Below are 16895 nucleotides of genomic sequence, written 5' to 3'. Positions count from 1 at the left end.
GTCGTGTGCGGGTACGGCGTGCGGCACTAGCGGACGGCCTCCAGGACCTCCGCGGCGCCCAGCGCGTCCGCGATCACCGCCAGCGCGTCGGTGTCGAGCGCCCGGAGCTCGCGCTCCGAGAGTCCGAGGTCCGCGAGGACCAGCACGTCGCCCACGGGCGCGGACGGCACGGCCTCGGCCGCGGCACCGGCCGGCTCGTCGTCGTGGTCGGCGTCGTCGGCGAGGGGTTCCCCGTCCTCCGTGCCGTCCAGGTCCAGCGACTCCAGCTCGTCGAGCTCGGCGTCGAGGTCGTCGCCGAGGATCTCCCGGGTGAGGATCTCCCCGTACGAGGAACGGGCGGCGGCGGCGCCGTCCGAGACGTAGATCCGAGGGTCTTCCTCACCCTCGATCCGGACGATCCCGAACCACGCGTCCTCCTGCTCGATGTAGACGATCACCGTGTCGTCGTCCGAGGCCTCACGGGCGAGCTCGGCCAGATCCGACAGGGTCTCCACGTCGTCGAGCTCCGTGTCGCTCGCTTCCCACCCGTCTTCGGTGCGCGCGAGCAGTGCGGCGAAGTACACCTGACTCTCTCCCACTGATCAGAGGTGTGACGTTCCGGCGGCGCGCTCCTGATGCCCCGCCCAATCGGCATCGTGACAGAAACAGGGCGATCAGGAGAGGTCTTCGGCTCTTGAGTCGTGCATCAGTCTGAAGGGCACCGCCATCGGGCGGGCGTGCGACCCCGGCGCACACGGGGGGCGCACGGCGGGCCGCGCCCGGCGGCCTCACCAGCGGAACGTCCTCATGCGCATCGCCTGGCGCATCCGCGCGGCGCGGGCTCGCCGTGGCTGCACGCGCTCGCGCAGCGCCTTGGCCTCGTTCAGTTCGCGGAGGAACTGGGCGCGGCGCCTGCGGCGCTCCGCGTCGGTCTCCGGTGCCTGCCGGTCGGCCGCCCCCTCGGCGGCGTTCTCGGCCGGTTCTTCCAGGTCGGGCATCTGCCACACCACCCCATCGCTGGGTCCCTGTGCCCCCACCTTCCCCCAGTGGCGTGGGTCGACGCCAGTGCGCGGCGGGCTACTGTTGAGTCATGCGTCTCCACGTCGTCGACCACCCTCTGGTCGCCCACAAGCTCACCACCCTGCGCGACAAGCGCACGGACTCCGCGACCTTCCGCCGTCTCGCCGACGAGCTGGTCACCCTGCTCGCCTACGAGGCCACCAGGGACGTCCGGACCGAGCAGGTCGACATCGAGACCCCCGTGACCCCCACGACCGGTGTGAAGCTCTCGCACCCGCGTCCGCTGGTGGTGCCGATCCTGCGTGCCGGGCTCGGCATGCTCGACGGCATGGTCCGGCTGCTCCCGACGGCCGAGGTCGGCTTCCTGGGCATGATCCGCAACGAGGAGACGCTGGAGGCGTCGACCTACGCCACGCGGATGCCGGAGGACCTCTCGGGCCGCCAGGTGTACGTCCTGGACCCGATGCTGGCGACCGGCGGCACGCTGGTCGCGGCGATCCGCGAGCTGATCAAGCGCGGCGCCGACGACGTGACCGCGGTCGTGCTCCTCGCCGCCCCGGAGGGCGTCGAGATCATGGAGCGCGAGCTCGCGGGCACGCCGGTGACCGTCGTGACGGCCTCGGTCGACGAGCGGCTCAACGAGAACGGCTACATCGTCCCGGGCCTGGGCGACGCGGGCGACCGCATGTACGGCTCCGCCGAGTAGTCACGCTGCCGGCTCCGCCGAGTAGTCACGCTGCCGGCTCCGCCGAGTAGTCACGCTGCCGGCTCCGCCGAACAGCGGACGCGCAGTCCCTCAGCACTTTCCGGTCGGTACGGGCGCGGGCTTGGTCAGGGCGACCAGGGCCGCGTCCGCCGCTGTTTTCGGGGTCAGCGTCTTGAACGCCGTCCCGATGATCAGGTCCACGTCCGCCGTGCCGCGGGTGTCCGTCTTGGTCGTGGCGCCCTTGAGCTGGGTGCCGAGGACCGGGAAGGCGCCCTTGGTGGCCGTCGGCGCGCCGAGCAGCAGTCCGGCGCCGGGGACCTTCTTGTCGAAGGCCGCGGGGGCGTTCCCGACCTTGCCGACCTTGAAGCCGCGCTTCTTCAGCTCGTCCGCGGTCGTCTTGGCGAGTCCGCTGCGCGGGGTCGCGTTGTAGACGTTGACCGTGATCTGGCCGGGCTTCGGAAGGGCCGCTGCGGGCGGGGTCGTCGCCTTGGGCGCGGGTTTGCAGTCGGTCTGCTTCCCGGCGGTCGTCTTCCTGCCCTCGTCGCCGGAGAAGACGTCGACGAGCTGGAGCGTGCCCCAGCCGGCCGCGCCGAGCACGACCACGGAGGCCGCGGCCGCGAGGATGATCCTGCGCCGGCGGTGGGGGCGGCGCATGCGCGGGTAGACATCCCCCGTGATGCGGTACTTTCCGCCCATTCCGGGGGGTGTGAGCATGCTCATGAACGCAGCGTAATACCGCCCGTCGGCGATGCCTACTTGATGATCATGTGATCGCGTCCGGATGGGGGCGAACTGACCCCGAAAGGGTCAGCGGCGGTGGAACGTCAGTCGAGTTCCAGGACGCGGGCGTGCAGCACCTGGCGCTGCTGCAGTGCCGCGCGGACGGCGCGGTGCAGTCCGTCCTCGAGGTAGAGGTCGCCGCGCCACTTCACGACGTGCGCGAAGAGGTCGCCGTAGAAGGTGGAGTCCTCGGCGAGCAGCGTCTCCAGGTCCAGCTGGCCCTTGGTGGTCACCAGCTGGTCGAGGCGGACCGGGCGCGGCGCGACGTCCGCCCACTGCCGGGTGCTTTCCCGGCCGTGGTCGGGATACGGCTTTCCGTTTCCGATGCGCTTGAAGATCACACGGAAAGCCTACCGGGCGAGCGGCTCCCGGCGCAGCCACGCGAGGCCGATGGGATGCTGGTGCGAACCGTGACAAAAGCGAAATCAAGGTGTCGTCATGAGCGTCAGCGAGCAGAGCGCACAGCCGCCCGCCCCCCTTGCGGGGCCCGCAGCCGAGATCGCCGCCGGGTACGCCTTCGACGGCGCCGCGCTCGATCTGGGGGCGCTTCTCTGGGACGGCGTCTGTCACCCGGACGCGCCGGTCCGCATCCCGCTGCCGATGCTCAACCGCCACGGTCTGGTCGCCGGCGCCACCGGTACCGGCAAGACGAAGACGCTCCAGCTGATCGCGGAGCAGCTCTCGGCGCACGGGGTGCCGGTCTTCCTCGCCGACGTCAAGGGCGACGTCTCCGGGATCTCGGCGCCCGGTGAGGACGGCGAGCGGGTGCGGGAGCGGGCCGCCCAGGTCGGCCAGGAGTGGCGGGGTACGGGCTTCCCCTGCGAGTTCTACGCGCTCGGGGGCCTCGGCCCCGGCATCCCGGTGCGCGCCACGGTGACCGGCTTCGGCCCTGTGCTCCTGTCGAAGGTGCTCCAGCTCAACCGGACGCAGGAGCAGTCGCTCGGCCTGATCTTCCACTACGCCGACGCCAAGGGCCTCGAACTGGTCGATCTCAAGGACCTGCGGGCGGTCGTGGCCTTCCTGGTCTCGGACCTCGGGAAGGCCGAGCTGAAGGGGATCGGCGGGCTGTCGACGGTGACGGCCGGGGTGATCCTGCGGTCGATCACCGCCTTCGAGCAGCAGGGTGCGGGCGACTTCTTCGGGGAGCCGGACTTCGACACCGCCGCGTTCCTGCGGACGGCGGCGGACGGGCGGGGGACCGTCTCGGTCCTGGAGCTGCCGGCGGTGCAGGACAAGCCGCAGCTCTTCTCGACGTTCCTGATGTGGATGCTCGCGGACCTCTTCCAGGACCTGCCCGAGGCCGGCGACCTGGAGAAGCCGAAGCTGGTCTTCTTCTTCGACGAGGCGCACCTGCTGTTCAACGGGGCGTCGAAGGCGTTCCTGGAGTCGATCACGCAGACGGTGCGGCTGATCCGCTCGAAGGGCGTCGGCGTCTTCTTCGTGACGCAGACCCCGAAGGACGTCCCCTCGGACGTGCTCGGCCAGCTCGGCAACCGGGTGCAGCACGCGCTGCGCGCCTTCACCCCGGACGACGCCAAGGCGCTCAAGGCGACCGTGCGGACCTTCCCGAAGTCGCCGTACGACCTGGAGGAGGTGCTCACCGGGCTCGGCACGGGCGAGGCGGTGGTCACCGTACTGAGCGAGAGGGGCGCCCCGACGCCGGTGGCGGCGACGCGGCTGCGGGCGCCGGAGTCGCTGATGGGGCCGGTCGACGCGGCCGCCCTGGACGCGGCGGTGAAGGGGTCGCCGCTGTACGGGCGTTACGCGGAGGCGGTGGACCGGGAGTCGGCGTACGAGAAGCTGACGGCCGAGCAGCTCGCGGCGGAGAAGGCGGCGTTGGAGGCGGCGGACGCCAAGGAGGCCGCCAAGGTGGCCGCCGAGGAGGCGGCCAGGGCCGAGAAGGCGGGGCGGCGGGACGCAGCGAGGGCTCCTCGGGAGAAGGAGGAGCCCTCGCTGACCGAACAGGTGGTGGGCAGCGGGATCTTCAGGTCCCTGGCCCGGTCGGTCGGCACCCAGCTGGGCCGGGAGATCAGTCGCTCGATCTTCGGGACGGCCCGCCGGAGGCGGTGACGGCCGGGTGGCTGCCCGGACGGCTACGGGGCCGACTACTCGGTGACCTCGTGGTGGTCGCCGTGCAGGCCGCCGCCGCTGCCCGCGTCGCCCGTGGTCGGGACGGAGACGACCGGCTTGCGCAGGGACGAGATGTCGTGGGCGTAGGTGCCCACGGCGTTGGCGATGACGTCGATGTTCACGTCGAAGGCGGTCATGTTGACGTTCTTGATGTCGTCGCCCTTGGCGTGGTAGTTCACGTCGTACGCGACACCGGCCTGGCCGCCGAACTTGGCGGCCTGGCCCGCGGTCTTGATGCCCTCGGCGCCGGTGAAGGTGCCGCCGGAGGGGATGCCGACCTCGATGAACGGGCCGTAGTCGGAGCGGCCGGTGAAGTCGGTGCCCTCGTGCGGGACTCCGCGCTTGTCCATGAAGTCGTTGATGTCGCGTTCCAGCTGGGCCGAGCCCTCGGGGCCCGCGCCCGCGCCGACGCCGTCGGAGTTGTCGCCGTCGTACACGAACAGGCCGTAGTTCGGCGAGGCGATCATGTCGAAGTTGAGGTAGAGCTTGATCTCCTTCTTGTCGAGCTCCGTGAGGGTGTTCACGTAGTGCTCGGAGCCGAGGAGGCCGTTCTCCTCCGCGGACCACCAGGCGAAGCGGACCTTGTTGCGGACCTTGTCCTTCGACTCGGCCAGCTCCAGGGCGGCCTGGAGGAGACCGGCGGAGCCCGAGCCGTTGTCGTTGATGCCGGGGCCGGCGGTGACGGAGTCGAGGTGCGAGCCGAGCATCACGGTGTTGGCGGCGTTGCCGCCCCGGGTCTCCGCGATGACGTTGTTGGTGGAACGCTTCTCCTGGAGCTGGCGGATCTCCAGGGAGAGGGAGACCGGGCCGTTCGCGAGGTCGGCGGCGAGCTGGGCGCCCTCGGCCTGGGTGAGACCACCGGTCGGGATCTTGCCGGCCGTCGCGTCGCCGAGGGTGCCGGAGAGGGCGCCGTCGGTGTTGTTGTAGATGACGGCGGCGGCGGCACCGGCCGCGGCGGCGTTCTGCTGCTTGACCGCGAAGGTGCAGCCACCGCGCTTGATCAGCGCGATCTTGCCGGTGAAGGTACCGGAGGCGAAGTCGCCCGGCTCGCAGCCGGTGGTGCCGTCGGCGTCGACGGGCACGGCCGCGAGGGCCGCGGTGATGCCGCCGACCGGGGTGGACTTGGTGTACGTCATCGCCTTGATGTCGAGCGTGCGGGGCGCGGGCGAGACGACGGAGGCCTTCTCGGCGAGCGTCTGCGTGTACTCGAACTCGAACTTCTGGTACCGGACGTCGTAGCCGGCCTTCTTGAGCTGCGTGTACACGTAGGCGGCGGAGGCGTCGTGGCCGAGCGAGCCGGCCGCGCGGTGGCCGCCGGCCGAGTCGGCTATCGCCTGGAACTTCTGCAGGTGCTTGAAGGCGCCCTGTGCGGTGGTCTCGCGGACCAGCTTCTTCGCCAGCTTTGCGGCATCGCGGGCCGGAGCGGCCGCGGGGTCCTGGCCGGCGGTGGCGGGAGAGGCGAGGACCAGCGGGGTGGCGATGGCGGCGGCGGCCAGTATGGCTGCGGCGCGTCGCTGGGTTGCGTTCACAGAAGTCCTTCCCGGTACGGACGAGGTTGAGGGGAAGTTAGCGATCTCGGGGGGGTTCTGTGAACAGGTTCTGCGTAATTCCTCTCGCCTTGAGCAGGATTGACATCTGGAATTATCAATTCCCGGACGATTTTCCCGCCTTGGCGGCTTTTGCCTCCTTTGCCGCCGCCTTCATCTCCTGCTTGTGCGCGCGCACCTTCGCCAGCGACTCGGGCCCGGTGATGTCGGCGGCCGAGCGGTACGAGCCCTGCTCGCCGTACGCCCCCGCCGCCTCCCGCCAGCCCGGGGGCCGTACCCCGTACTGCTTGCCGAGCAGCGCCAGGAAGATCTGCGCCTTCTGCTTCCCGAAGCCCGGCAGCGCCTGGAGCCGCGCGAGCAGCTCCTTCCCGCTCGCCGCGTCCGCCCAGACGGCCTCGGCGTCGCCCCCGTACTCCTCGACGAGGAAGCGGCAGAGCTGCTGGACCCGCTGGGCCATCGACCCCGGATAGCGGTGCACGGCCGGCTTCTCGGAGAGCAGCGCGGCGAACTCCTCCGGGTCGCGGGCGGCGATCTCGTGCGCGTCGAGATCGTCCGCCCCGAGACGGGAGGCGATCGTGTACGGGCCGGAGAAGGCCCACTCCATCGGGACCTGCTGGTCCAGGAGCATGCCGACGAGCGCGGCCAGCGGCGAGCGGCCGAGCAACTCGTCGGCCTCGGGCTGCTGGGCCAGATGGATCTCAGGGGCTGCCTTGGGACTCATCCTTCGATCATCCCGCCGGTGCCGGGCTCGCGCCCGGTGGGTTCACCCTCCCGCGCGCTCGGAGCCTCTCGGGACCTCCTTCGCGAAGCGGTCCAGGGCCGCGAGGATCAGCTCGCCGGTCCGCAGGTCGCCCAGGTGCCCCGCGTCCTCGACCACGTGCAGTTCCGCCTCCGGCCAGGCGCGGGACAGCTCCCAGGCGGTGGTGGGCGGGCCGGCCATGTCGAGCCGGCCCTGGATCAGGACGCCGGGGATGCCCGTGAGCCGGTGCGCGGCGCGGAGCAGCGCGCCCTCCGCGAGCCAGGCGCCGTGGGCGAAGTAGTGCGCACAGATCCGTACGAAGCCGAGCCGGGTGTCGTCGACCCGGTCGGTGTACGGGGTGCCCTGGCCCTCCATGGACAGGACCGCGTCCTCCCAGGCGCACCAGTCGGCCGCGGCCTTCTCCCGGACGGCCCGGTCGGGGTGGCCCATCAGGGCGGAGTACGCCTCCACCAGGCCTTGCGCGGTGTCGTCACCGCTTTCGTGCCGTGCCCGCGCCCCGGCGCGGAAGCGTTCGTGGGCCTCGGGGAAGAAGCGGCCGGCTCCCTCGTACAGCCAGGCGATCTCGGATCGGCGGGTCGTCGTCACGGCCGCGACGACGATCGCCGTGACGCGCTCGGGGTGGGCCTCCGCGTACGCCAGGATCAGCGTGGAGCCCCAGGAGCCGCCGTAGAGCAGCCACTGCTCGATGCCCAGGTGCTCGCGCAGTCGCTCCATGTCGGCCACCAGGTGCGCGGTGGTGTTCACGGACATGTCGGCGGCCGGGTCGCTCGCGTGCGGGGTGGAGCGCCCGCAGCCGCGCTGGTCGAAGAGGACGACGCGGTAGGCCTCCGGGTCGAAGAACCGGCGGCTGCGGGGGTTGGAGCCGGAGCCGGGCCCGCCGTGCACGACGAGCGCGGGCCGGCCCGCCGGGTTGCCGGAGACCTCCCAGTGGACGAGGTTGCCGTCGCCCACGTCGAGCAGGCCCTGGTCGTACGGTGCGGTCTCGGGGTGCATCCGCCCGAGCCTACGGGCGGCGACGCTCCTGCGGTGGGGCTACCGGCCCTTGATCCGTACGGCCGGGTCCTCGCACCACTCCAGGACCGAGGCCCACTCCCCGTACCCCGAGCCGGGGTTGAGGTGCTCGCCGCCCGGGACGTGGTCCGTGTCGAGGCCGAGCGGGGTGCCGTAGTGGACGTCCGCGCCCTCGGGGCAGTACGGGTCCCCGTCCCCGTACACGAGCCGTGCGCGCACACCCTCCTCCGCGAGGTCGAGGCCGTCGGCGAAGGCCGCGATCTCCGGGATCGACGCCGTCACGCCCGGCGAGGGTGGGGCGACGAGCAGCACCCGGTCGGCCTCCGGCCGCCGCGCCCCGGCCCGCAGCCACAGCAGGACCGACAGGCTGTGCGCGAGCACCACGAACTCCCCGTCGGCGGGCCGCTGTCCGTGCTCCGTCAGCGCGGCGAGCCAGTCGTCGAGCACGGGCGCGTCCGCCTCGGGAAGCTGCGGATAGCGCACCTCGTGCCCGCGCGCCCGCAGCTCCCCGGCGAGCCAGTGCTGCCAGTGACCCGGCGGACGGTGGTTCTGGAAGCCGTGCAGGATCAGGTACGTGGTCATGCCGCGATCCTGCGCCCGCGGCCCGCTCCGGGTCCAGCGCCGTCCACGCGTCGGAACCCGTCTCAGGCCCTCAGGGTCAGCAGCTCCCGTACCCCGGCCTTGAGGCGCTCGCTCGACAGCTCCTGCTCGACCGTCAGGTGGTGCATGACGTCCGGCGAGAACGGTGCGAGTGCCAGGTGCGCGAGGAGGGTGGCGTCGGATGTGGGCCTCAACTCGCCGATGAGCAGGGTCATGTGCGTGTGCATCACCCGGTAGGCGCCGCTGTGGTAGCGGGCCCGGGGTGCGGCTGAGTGGGCGGCGAGCAGGATCTCGCGCTGTGCGCGGACCCGGTCGACGAGCGCGTCGAGGAAGGCGTCGAGCCGCTCCGCGGCGGGGGCGCCGGGCCCGAGCGGCGGCGGGCCGCTCATGTAGGCCTCCTGGAACCGGCGCTCGCGGTCGTCGAGCAGGGCCCACAGGAGCTGGGAGACGTCGCCGAAGCGGCGGTAGACGGTGCCGACGCCGATCCCGCTGGCGTGGGCGACCTGGTTCATGGTGACGGCCTGGGGGCCGTCCTCGGCGACGATCCGGGCGGCCGCGTCGAGGATCTTCCGCCGGTTGCGGGCGGCATCGGCGCGCTCGGGGGCGGGGCCGTCGCCGACGGTGGGGAGCAGGCCGAGGGCCGGCAGGGGCGCGGGCGGGGGAGTCGGCGCGGACGCGGAAGGTGCGGGTGCGGGTGCGGGTGCGGGTGCGGGTGCAGGGGGCGGCGGGGTCGCGGCCGCGTCCCCGGTCCGCGGTTCTCTCGTGCTCATCTGCCGGCTCCTGTCCTGTCGCCTGTACGCCCGTGTGACCGTCGCCCGTTTCCCCCTCGGTAGGTCCTCGATGTGAGCATACCTGCCGCCCTTGCAAAGCGGATAGCAATCCGCTTAACCTCGAACCATCGAAACGGAAAGTAATCCGGTTGAGGGAGTTCGTCATGTCCGTGAAGGTCGCCGTCATCTACTACTCGGCCACCGGTGCCGTCCACCAGCTCGCCCAGGCCGTCGCCGAGGGTGCCGAGAAGGCCGGTGCGGAGGTGCGCCTGCGCAGGGTCCCCGAGCTCGCCCCGGACGCCGCCATCGACGCGAACCCGGCCTGGCGCGCCCACGTCGACGCCACCGGTGACGTGGAGACGGCCACGCTGGACGACCTGGAGTGGGCCGACGCGTACGCGCTGGGTTCCCCGACCCGTTTCGGGAACGTCGCCGCCCAACTCAAGCAGTACGTCGACACCTCGGGCGGCCTGTGGCAGCGCGGCGTCATGGCGGACAAGCCCGCGACCGCCTTCACCAGCGCCCACAACGTCCACGGCGGCAACGAGTCGACGCTGCTCGCGCTCTACAACACCTTCCACCACTGGGGCTCGGTCATCGTCTCGCCCGGCTTCACCGACCCGTCCGTCTACGCGGCCGGCGGCAACCCCTACGGCACCTCGCACCCCGCCGCCAACGGCGCCCCGGAGGAGAACGTCCTCCAGGCCGCCCGCTACCAGGGCGCGCGCCTGACGCGGATCGCGAAGCGGCTCAAGGGTCTCGCGGACTGAAGGGGTTTCTTGTACGACTGACCGGGGCTGCGGCCGCACGGTCCGGAACGTCGATCACCCCCAGGGCATGGGCATGCCCTGGGGGTGATCGACGTTCCGGGAACCGCCTGCGTCCACAGCCGTCCAACTGCGTCCACGCCTACGGCTCCACGCCTACGGCTCTACGCCAGCGACAGGAAGAGCTTCTCCAGCCGGGCCCGCATGGCCTCGCGGTCCTCGCCGTCCTTCCGGCCGTCCTCGATGTCGGTCAGACACTGCTGGAGCCCGGTGGCGATGATCGCGAACCCGGCCCGGTCGAGGGCGCGGGAGGCGGCGGCGAGCTGGGTCACGACCTCCTCGCAGTCCCGGCCCTCCTCGATCATCCGGATCACGCCGGAGATCTGGCCCTGGGCCCGGCGCAGCCGGTTCAGTACCGCCTTGAGCTCCGCGCCCGCGAGATCGAGTTCCACAGCCATACCTCCACAGATACCCCAGGGGGTAATTTACTCCCCCGTGCGGGACTACGGCCAAGGATGACACCTGCCGCGGGCGGACCCCGCTCGCTCAGGGGGCGTAGCGGCGGAGGAACATCTCGACCCCGTCGGCGACGAGCCGCTCGGCCAGGTCCTCGGCGAGCTCGGTCCCGTACTGCTCGAAGACCATCTGCGGGAAGACGAGCAGCGAGTAGAGCTGGAGCACCGCGACCTCCAGGTCCGGGATCTCCAGGAGTCCCCGGTCGGCGAGGGTGCGCAGTGCGTCCGCGACCGCGGGGTGGTGGCCGGCCGGGCCGTGGGCCCGCCAGGCGCGGCCCAGCTCGGGGAAGCGGTGGAGCTCGGTGGCGACGAGGGTGCGCAGCGCGCGGCCCTCCTCGTCGGCCCGTACGGCGCGGGCCCAGGCGTGGCCGGCCTCGGTGAGGGCGGCGCGCAGGTCCTCGGCCTCGGCCAGCCGGGAGAGGTCGGGGCCTTCGGCGCCCTGGTGCAGGGGTTCGTCGAGGGCGCCCGCGACGACGGCGGTGAAGAGCGCTTCCTTGCTGCCGAAGTGGTTGTAGACGGTGACCTTGGAGACGCCCGCCTCGGCGGCGATCGCGTCCATGCCGACGCCGAAGCCCTCGTGGAGGAAGAGGTCGCGGGCCGCCCGGACGACGGCCTGGCGCTTGCGGGCGGCGCGGGCTCCGCCGGGTGCGGGCCTGGGGGGGTCGGGCTGCGCGTTCATGCCCCGAACCGTACCAAGTCAACTGTACCGTTGAGTTCAACTGTACTGTGCCGTACAGTTCAGTTATGCCCACCGACATCGCCGTACCGACCCCTGCCCCCACGCATCCACGCCGCTGGACGGCCCTCGCGCTGATCTGTGCGGCCCAGTTCATGCTGGTCCTCGACGTCACCGTCGTGAACGTCGCCCTGCCCGCCCTCTCCGCCGACCTCGACCTCGGCCGTACGGCCCTGACCTGGGTCGTCACTGCGTACACCCTGTGCTTCGGCGGGCTCATGCTGCTCGGCGGCCGGCTCGCCGACGCCCTGGGCGCCCGCCGCGTCCTCCTGGCCGGGCTCGCGCTCTTCACCGCCGCGTCCCTCGCCTGCGGCCTCGCCGCGAGCGCCCCCGTCCTGCTCGGCGGCCGGATCGCCCAGGGCGTGGGCGCCGCGCTCCTCTCCCCGGCCGCGCTCGCCCTCGTCACGACCGCCTTCCACGGCGCCGAGCGGGCCAGGGCCCTCGGCGCGTGGGCGGCGATCGGCGGCACCGGCTCGGCCGTCGGCGTCCTACTCGGCGGCGCCCTCACCGAGGGCCCGGGCTGGCCCTGGGTCTTCCACGTCAACGTCCCGGTGGGCCTGGCCCTGCTGGCCGCGCTCCCGAGGGTCCTGCCGGCGGACGGGCGGCAGCGGCGTACGGGCGGCGGCCGGCTGGACGTCCCGGGCGCGCTCCTCGTGACCACCGCCACCGGCGCGCTCGTCTACGGCCTGGTCCAGGCGGGCGACTCCGGCTGGGCCTCCGCCGAGACCCTGCTGCCGCTGCTCGGCGCGCTCGCGCTCTACGGGGCCTTCGCCGCGGTCGAGCGGGCGAGCGCGGCCCCGCTGATGGACCTCGGGATGCTGAGGCGGCGCCCGGTCGTCGCGGGCTCGTTCCTGATGCTGGTCGCGACCGCGCTGCTGATCTCGTTCTTCTTCCTGGGCTCCCTGCAGCTCCAGCACGTCCACGGCCTCGGGGCCCTCCGCACCGGCCTCCTCTTCCTTCCGATCGCCCTCACGACCGCGATCGGCGCCCACCTCGGCTCGCGCCTCGTGACGACGAGGGGCCCGCGCGCCTGCGCGGCCGGCGGCCTGGCGCTGGCGGCCCTGGGGTGTCTGCCGCTGACGTTCCTCACTCCGGGCGCCAACCCCTGGGCCACCCTGCTGCCGGGCCTGGCCACGGCGTCGTTCGGCCTCGGCGCGGTCTTCGTCGCGGCGACGACGACGGCCCTCGGCCTCACCCCGCACGAGGCGGGCCTCGCCTCGGGCATCGTGAACACCTTCCACGAGGTGGGCGGCTCGATCGGCGTGGCCGCGGTCTCCACCCTCGCCCTCACCACCACGACGGCGGTCTCCGCCCCGGGTCCCGTCACCGTCACGGGCTTCACGACGGCCTTCACCCTGTGCACGGCCACAGCGGCAGCGGCGTCCCTGGCGGCTCCCTTCCTCGTCCCCCGGGGCACCCCGCACCACACGGGCGGCCCCCACGGGGTCCACTGAGGGCCGGCCACGGACCGCGCCCGGCTCAGTCCTGGCGGGGACCCCGCTCGTCGACCGGCCGGATCACCACCGCGTACTCCGGTGCGCCGGCCGGGGCCGGGCAGCGGGCGACCCGGGCGGCGATCTCCGTGACGCGGTCCAGGGAGGCGCAGTCGAGGAGCCAGTAGCCGGCGAGGACCTCCTTGGTCTCCGCGTACGGGCCGTCCGTGACGACCGGCCTGCCGTCGCCGTCCACCGTCACGAAGCGGGCCGTGGACGGGGAGTCGAGGCCCTGGCCGTCGAGCATCTCGCCGTTGGCGGTCAGCTCGGCGTTGATCGTGTTCATGTGGTCGAACATCGCCTGGAGATCCGCCTTGGTCCAGGCGGGGCTCTCGGCGGAACCGCGGCCCACCATCGCCTCGTAGTCGGCCTGGGAACCCTGCACCATCATCAGGTACTTCACGACGTCCTCCTCGTGTCCGTGTCCGGTTCTGCCTCTCGCAGGAGAGTCGGAGCCGACGGGAGGTTCTCGACACCGCGCGGTCAGAAGCCGGAAAAAAGGGAGAAATCACCCGACCGCCCCATGATTCCCGAGTGGACGTATTCAGCTTCTCCGCCGCCTTCATCACCTTCTTCTCCGTCGTCGGCCCCCCGAAGGTCCTCCTCACCTTCGCCGGACTCGCCCAGGCCCACCCCGTCGGCCAGCTCCGCACGATCGCGCTCATCTCCTCGGGCGCGGCCGTCCTCGTCGGCCTGGTCACCGGCATCCTGGCGCCCTGGATCCTCGACCTCTTCCACATCAGCACGCCGGCCCTCCAGATCGCGGGCGGCGTCATCTTCTTCCTCTACGCCGTCGGACTCGTCCTCGGCCTCCACCTCGGCTCCGACGGCTCCCACCAGGACGCGCCCGACCTGGTCAGCGGGGTGCGCGAGCTGCTCATGCCGTACGTCGTGAGCCCGCTCGCCATGACGGCCGTCCTCATCGAGGCCGCCGCACGCGACTCCTTCACCTGGCGCTCGACGGTCGTCGGCGCGTACGTGTGCGTCATCGCCCTCGACCTCGTCTGCGTCCTGCTCCTCACCCGTCTCCTGCAACGCACCCACCACGCCACCATCGAGCTCCTCGGCCGCCTCCTGGGCCTGCTCCTCGCCGCGGTCGGCGTCGACCTCGTCCTCGACGGCCTCTACGACCTGGGCGTCCCCAACCTCGGAGACCGCCACTAGGCCGTGTTTTGAAAGTGGTGCACGATGGGGTCGACCGCGTACCGATCGAAAGAAGCCTCGTGGTTGACCCCGCGCTCAAGCACGCCCTGCGCCGTCTCCGCTCTGTGAAGTCGCAGCAGCCGTCCGATGCGTGCTCTGCCGAGTTCGCTGACTGGCGGGAGAGGATCGCTGGGGCCTTGGACGCGTTGGCCCCCGTGCTGGTCTTCGAAGAGGACAGAGTCAGGGCCAGAGCGGAGGCGGCAGCAGCACGGGAACAGGCCGCAGACGTTCGACGCCGGGGTGAGATCAGGGCTAGCAAGCGCTGATACTGCGGGCGGCCATCCAGATGGTGAGGTCGCGGGAGATGTCGTTGATGCTGTTCGAGGTAGTGACCTCGTGCTCGTTGCGGGTGGTGTCACGGCGAACGATCTCGTAGCCGCCTTCGTCCAGGACACCCACTGAGGCGAACCAGACAGGGTCGTCATCGTCGGGCTGGACGACCACGAAGGTGTTGTCGGAGTCGTTGAGGTCGCTGATCAGCATGAACAGTGCGTCCTCGGACGGGTCGTCGATGCGGTCACCGTTCTCGCTGTCGGCGCCGTAGTACTGAGCCCCCATCGTTGTCGCTCCTCGCTCTGTCCACCGTGAATGCGGTCAGCATGGCATGCGTGGCCAACAGCAGCGGCAGGTCACAGCCATTCGCCGATCGCGGCTATCACGACGGTGGCCTCGAAGCGGACCGCGAGTTTGTCGAACCGTGTGGCCACCGCCCGGTTGCGCTTGAGCCGGTTGATCCCGCACTCGACCGCGTGCCGGGCCTTGTAGTCCTCGTGGTCGAAGGCCGGAGGCCGCCCGCCGGCCTTCCCCTTCCGCTTGCGGTTCCTGGCCTGGTCGGCGGGCTCCGGGATCGTGCACCGGATCCCGCGCTTTCGCAGGTAGGCCCGGTTGGCGCGGGACGAATACGCCTTGTCGCCCCGCACTCGCAGCGGACGGACACGCGGACGGCCGGGCCCGGTGCGGGGTACTCGGATGCTTTCCAGCACTGTGGCGAACTGGGGGCTGTCACCGCGCTGACCTGCGGTGACCAGCAAAGACAAAGGCCGCTGGCCTTGTTCGCAGGTCAGGTGGATCTTGGTGGTGAATCCTCCCCGCGACCGGCCCAGGCCATGGTCGCCGGGTTCGGCCTGGACACCGCCTGGCGGTTCCTTCTGGGCCTGTCCGTCGCGGCGGGCGCCCGCGGCGTGCTGGTGGGCCCGGCAGATCGTGGAGTCGACGTTGACCTCCCACGTGATCAGCGCGGCCGCGTCCGCCCGGGCCTGCAGTCTGGTCAGCAGCTCAGGCCAGGTGCCGTCGCGCTGCCAGCGGCGGAAAAGTCCGTAGACCGTCTGCCACGGCCCGTAGTCCGTCGGCAGATCCCGCCACGGAGCACCGGTCCTCACCCGCCACCGGATACCGTCGATCAGCTTCCGCCGGCCCAGAGACGGTCTACCCAACACCGCAACCGGCAACAACGGTTCCAGCACCGACCACTGCTCGTCAGAAAGATCCCCTCGCCCCACCCCGAGATCATCACGGCACAGGACGAGGGAACGAACCCACTTCTAAAACACGGCCTAGGGGGTGTCTCCTGCCGATCGGGCCGGGCCCACGGCGCGATCCGGAAGAGGCGCCCCCTAGGCCGCGGCCAGCTCCCGCTCCAGCGGGGTGCGGAACCGGGGCGTCACCCGTACGTCCCCCACCCACCCCGCCAGCCGCGCCGCCTCCGCGCCGATCGCCGCCTCCGCCTCCCCGCCGACGTCGGCCAGGAGTCGGTGGACGATCCCGCCGTCCGGCCGCTGCGCCCAGACCCCGACGATCCGGCCGTCCCACCACACGGTCGGCGCGATGTTCCCGCTGCGGTCGTACAGCGCCGCCCGGTGCCCGGGGTCCTGGTACCAGTCCCGGGCCTGCCAGCCCATCGCCGTCGGGTCGAGCGCGGGCAGCAGCGCCGCCCAGGGCTCCGGCGCCGGTACGGGGTCGAGGTCGTCCGGCAGGACGAAACCGGTCCCGGCCGCCAGCGTCACCGTCGCCGCCCCCACGGCGGCGAGCGCCGCCCGCACGTCCGTGACCTTCCACCCCGTCCACCACTTCAGGTCCGCCTCGGTCGCCGGCCCGCAGGCCGCCAGCCACCGCCCGAGCAGCTCGGCCCGCGCCTCGGCCGGCGGCACCGCCGGGTGTTCCTCGGCGAGCGCCCACCGGAACCGGCTCGACGTCCACGTCCCCTGCGGCCGGCCACGGACGATCCGCCCCTCCATGCCCAGGACCCGCAGCACCCGGCTCGCGACGGACTGGACGCCCTCCTGACGGGTGCCCGGCCCGTACACGTATGTCTCCCGCAACCTCGGTACGGCCGAGCCCAGTTCGGCTCCGGTCGCCTCCCCGCGTGCGGCCAGCTCGGCGAGGACGAGCCGCTCGGTCCCGATGAGCCAGGACTCGTCGAAGGAGCTGCCCGCCGCCAAGTGCCGCAGCAGCAAGGCACGTTCGCGGGCGGCGGCGGGGCCGGTCGTCGAGGCCTGCACGGCGGGCGCGAGGGAGGCCGGGAAGACGAAGACCGTGTGCCGCATCCCGTGCATCCGGACCAGGGACCGCTCCTCGTACAGCGCCCGCCCGAGCGGCCCGACCGGCCCGCCGTCACCCGCCAGTCGCGCCCCGACCGCGAGGAACACGCTCGCGGGGTCCGTCCCGTGCAGTGCCACCACGGATTCCCCGACCTCTACGGCCGTCCCGGCCCGCGCGACCCCGGCCAGCCGGTGCCGGACCGCGAGCCGGGCCCGGCGCTCCGCGTCGCCGATCGTTCTCGTACGCGTCCCACTCATGCGACCAGCATGGCCTCGGGCACGCCGGGAACCGAGTGGATCCACGGATCCGCCACGGCGAGCCGCGAGCCGTCATCCGTGAA

The 16895-nt window shown here is 72.1% G+C and carries 20 protein-coding genes; 5 read left to right on the top strand and 15 right to left on the bottom strand.

Annotated features, from left to right (window positions below):
• Window positions 1-26: 26 nt before the first annotated feature.
• Together ACF08F_RS00505 and ACF08F_RS00500 are read right to left on the bottom strand one after the other, a co-directional pair.
• The gene (locus ACF08F_RS00505) at window positions 27-563 is read right to left on the bottom strand and encodes a hypothetical protein (protein ID WP_392296307.1); all 537 of its coding nucleotides are present in this window, start codon (window positions 561-563) and stop codon (window positions 27-29) included.
• Window positions 564-767: 204 nt separating this feature from the next.
• Window positions 768-977 carry a hypothetical protein gene (locus ACF08F_RS00500; protein ID WP_392296306.1) on the bottom strand — a complete coding sequence of 70 codons (210 nt, stop codon included), beginning with the start codon at window positions 975-977 and terminating at the stop codon, window positions 768-770.
• Between the two features lie 92 nt (window positions 978-1069).
• On the opposite strand from ACF08F_RS00500, the gene upp reads away from it, so the two are divergent.
• Complete coding sequence (gene upp, locus ACF08F_RS00495; protein WP_392296305.1) at window positions 1070-1705, top strand: uracil phosphoribosyltransferase; 636 nt, start codon at window positions 1070-1072, stop codon at window positions 1703-1705.
• Between the two features lie 90 nt (window positions 1706-1795).
• Here upp and ACF08F_RS00490 read toward each other — a convergent pair whose 3' ends face one another.
• Window positions 1796-2425, bottom strand: a complete 630-nt coding sequence (locus ACF08F_RS00490) for a LytR C-terminal domain-containing protein (RefSeq protein WP_392296304.1) — start codon at window positions 2423-2425, stop codon at window positions 1796-1798.
• Between the two features lie 104 nt (window positions 2426-2529).
• Window positions 2530-2826, bottom strand: a complete 297-nt coding sequence (locus ACF08F_RS00485) for a type II toxin-antitoxin system VapB family antitoxin (protein ID WP_055642348.1) — start codon at window positions 2824-2826, stop codon at window positions 2530-2532.
• Window positions 2827-2923: 97 nt separating this feature from the next.
• Between ACF08F_RS00485 and ACF08F_RS00480 the strand changes: the two genes are divergently transcribed.
• Window positions 2924-4555 (top strand): helicase HerA-like domain-containing protein, encoded by a 1632-nt coding sequence (locus tag ACF08F_RS00480; protein WP_392296303.1) that lies wholly within the window; start codon window positions 2924-2926, stop codon window positions 4553-4555.
• 35 nt (window positions 4556-4590) lie between these two features.
• Here the strand turns inward: ACF08F_RS00480 and ACF08F_RS00475 are convergent, their stop codons facing one another.
• The 5 genes from ACF08F_RS00475 to ACF08F_RS00455 all read right to left on the bottom strand — a co-directional run bounded on the left by ACF08F_RS00475 (window position 4591) and on the right by ACF08F_RS00455 (window position 9303).
• Window positions 4591-6144, bottom strand: a complete 1554-nt coding sequence (locus ACF08F_RS00475; protein ID WP_392296302.1) for a M28 family metallopeptidase — start codon at window positions 6142-6144, stop codon at window positions 4591-4593.
• 115 nt (window positions 6145-6259) lie between these two features.
• Window positions 6260-6883, bottom strand: coding sequence for an HhH-GPD-type base excision DNA repair protein (locus ACF08F_RS00470; protein WP_392296301.1), 624 nt, complete (start codon window positions 6881-6883; stop codon window positions 6260-6262).
• A 42-nt stretch (window positions 6884-6925) separates the two neighbouring features.
• Window positions 6926-7915 carry a prolyl aminopeptidase gene (pip, locus tag ACF08F_RS00465; protein ID WP_392296300.1) on the bottom strand — a complete coding sequence of 330 codons (990 nt, stop codon included), beginning with the start codon at window positions 7913-7915 and terminating at the stop codon, window positions 6926-6928.
• A 39-nt stretch (window positions 7916-7954) separates the two neighbouring features.
• On the bottom strand, window positions 7955-8515 hold the full coding sequence (locus ACF08F_RS00460) for an RBBP9/YdeN family alpha/beta hydrolase (protein ID WP_392296299.1): 561 nt from the start codon (window positions 8513-8515) through the stop codon (window positions 7955-7957).
• A 62-nt stretch (window positions 8516-8577) separates the two neighbouring features.
• Window positions 8578-9303, bottom strand: coding sequence for a TetR/AcrR family transcriptional regulator (locus ACF08F_RS00455; RefSeq protein WP_392296298.1), 726 nt, complete (start codon window positions 9301-9303; stop codon window positions 8578-8580).
• A 164-nt stretch (window positions 9304-9467) separates the two neighbouring features.
• On the opposite strand from ACF08F_RS00455, the gene wrbA reads away from it, so the two are divergent.
• On the top strand, window positions 9468-10073 hold the full coding sequence (gene wrbA / locus ACF08F_RS00450; RefSeq protein ID WP_392296297.1) for an NAD(P)H:quinone oxidoreductase: 606 nt from the start codon (window positions 9468-9470) through the stop codon (window positions 10071-10073).
• Between the two features lie 161 nt (window positions 10074-10234).
• Here the strand turns inward: wrbA and ACF08F_RS00445 are convergent, their stop codons facing one another.
• Window positions 10235-10522: a metal-sensitive transcriptional regulator gene (locus ACF08F_RS00445; protein WP_366303252.1), complete on the bottom strand. Its 288-nt coding sequence runs from the start codon at window positions 10520-10522 to the stop codon at window positions 10235-10237.
• A gap of 94 nt (window positions 10523-10616) precedes the next feature.
• A complete protein-coding gene (locus tag ACF08F_RS00440) occupies window positions 10617-11264 on the bottom strand; it encodes a TetR/AcrR family transcriptional regulator (RefSeq protein ID WP_392296296.1) in 648 nt (215 codons plus the stop codon).
• 65 nt (window positions 11265-11329) lie between these two features.
• On the opposite strand from ACF08F_RS00440, the gene ACF08F_RS00435 reads away from it, so the two are divergent.
• Window positions 11330-12775 (top strand): MFS transporter, encoded by a 1446-nt coding sequence (locus ACF08F_RS00435; RefSeq protein ID WP_392296295.1) that lies wholly within the window; start codon window positions 11330-11332, stop codon window positions 12773-12775.
• Between the two features lie 25 nt (window positions 12776-12800).
• Here the strand turns inward: ACF08F_RS00435 and ACF08F_RS00430 are convergent, their stop codons facing one another.
• Window positions 12801-13217, bottom strand: coding sequence for a YciI family protein (locus ACF08F_RS00430; protein ID WP_392296294.1), 417 nt, complete (start codon window positions 13215-13217; stop codon window positions 12801-12803).
• Between the two features lie 131 nt (window positions 13218-13348).
• Here ACF08F_RS00430 and ACF08F_RS00425 point away from each other — a divergent pair, with 131 nt between their 5' ends.
• The gene (locus ACF08F_RS00425; protein WP_392296293.1) at window positions 13349-13978 is read left to right on the top strand and encodes a MarC family protein; all 630 of its coding nucleotides are present in this window, start codon (window positions 13349-13351) and stop codon (window positions 13976-13978) included.
• Window positions 13979-14269: 291 nt separating this feature from the next.
• Here ACF08F_RS00425 and ACF08F_RS00420 read toward each other — a convergent pair whose 3' ends face one another.
• From ACF08F_RS00420 to ACF08F_RS00410, 3 genes are all read right to left on the bottom strand, one after another.
• On the bottom strand, window positions 14270-14575 hold the full coding sequence (locus tag ACF08F_RS00420) for a hypothetical protein (protein WP_392296292.1): 306 nt from the start codon (window positions 14573-14575) through the stop codon (window positions 14270-14272).
• A 71-nt stretch (window positions 14576-14646) separates the two neighbouring features.
• Window positions 14647-15516: an IS5 family transposase gene (locus ACF08F_RS00415; protein WP_392296291.1), complete on the bottom strand. Its 870-nt coding sequence runs from the start codon at window positions 15514-15516 to the stop codon at window positions 14647-14649.
• A gap of 114 nt (window positions 15517-15630) precedes the next feature.
• Window positions 15631-16812: a winged helix DNA-binding domain-containing protein gene (locus tag ACF08F_RS00410; RefSeq protein WP_392296290.1), complete on the bottom strand. Its 1182-nt coding sequence runs from the start codon at window positions 16810-16812 to the stop codon at window positions 15631-15633.
• Window positions 16813-16895 lie beyond the last annotated feature (83 nt).

This window comes from Streptomyces sp. NPDC015130 (assembly GCF_043080005.1).
GTDB lineage: Bacteria > Actinomycetota > Actinomycetes > Streptomycetales > Streptomycetaceae > Streptomyces.
The sequence above is the reverse complement of the archived record's forward strand: the minus strand, read 5'-3'. Positions and strand labels throughout refer to the sequence as shown.